Origin of the sequence: Lactiplantibacillus garii (genome assembly GCF_003885105.1) — a bacterium.
Lineage (GTDB): Bacteria > Bacillota > Bacilli > Lactobacillales > Lactobacillaceae > Lactiplantibacillus > Lactiplantibacillus garii.
Window position 1 is genome coordinate 1 of record NZ_QWZQ01000131.1, and the last position, 556, is coordinate 556.

Sequence of the window (556 nt, forward strand, 5' to 3'; positions counted from 1 at the left end):
TTAGTGAATTGCCTACTGATGTACGTGCAATTGTCGATACTACCCTTTTTCACAATGCAAAAACTGGGATACTTTTCACAAGTACACGTGTTTATTTTCATGAATCCTTAGAACACCCAATTAGCTTCGAATACCAAAATATTGCAGAAGCAAATTATAGTGAAGAAACCAAGCACGGAAAAAGTAAAGAAAAAGTTATTCCACACATTAATTTGAGTTTTATTGATGAAACCGAATCTTATTCAGTTCCAACGGCAATAACCGAATGGGTCAACTCCCCTGCTTTAGCAAGCTTACTAGATGATTTTGGTGCTGCCAATGATGTTAGTGAAAATGAGAATACAGGAACACAAGATGAGGATTCAGAAGTTACCTCAACTATCTACTCACTAGAGGACCTTCCCTCCAAAATCAAGTTGGCGTACGCCGAATTACTATGTAATTTTGCTTTACATGATGACCATGTAGTCGATGCTAACGAATATCGAAGCATTATCTCATTTGCCGTAAGAATCAATTTACCGCAGCCAGAACAACTAATTTTAAATAATTATTT

At 36.3% G+C, this 556-nt stretch carries 1 protein-coding gene; it reads left to right on the forward strand.

Features of this window, described 5'->3' with window-relative positions; all coding sequences use genetic code 11:
* Window positions 1-556: hypothetical protein (locus D1831_RS14490; RefSeq protein ID WP_158610682.1), on the forward strand; the 556-nt coding region annotated here is incomplete at both ends.